General features: G+C 42.4%; 1 protein-coding gene. It reads right to left on the bottom strand.

Annotation, left to right across the window (positions count from 1 at the left end; translation table 11 throughout):
- Positions 1-245, bottom strand: a 245-nt coding sequence (locus ABR854_RS25995) for a hypothetical protein (protein ID WP_350268753.1), incomplete at both ends; no start/stop codon positions are given.

Below are 245 nucleotides of genomic sequence, written 5' to 3'. Positions count from 1 at the left end.
CAGCCTGGCTTTGTTACCGTCAAGTTCACTGCTCCTGTCAAGTTTGTAAAACTATTCGCACTTGATGTCACAGTCGTTCCAGTTACCGATGTTACATAGTTGATATTGTAGGTTCCATTTGCATTACACTGGGTACTGTAGCTAATGCCTACACTACCATCTGTACAAGTTGATACCGCACAATTCGTAGGTGATACAACCGTTACAGCCAATCCATAACATGCACTCGATGTTGGTGTTAATGT

Source organism: Emticicia sp. W12TSBA100-4, from assembly GCF_040253585.1.
GTDB lineage: Bacteria > Bacteroidota > Bacteroidia > Cytophagales > Spirosomataceae > Emticicia.
Note: the sequence above shows the minus strand (reverse complement) of the source record. Positions and strands in the feature narration are given on the sequence as shown.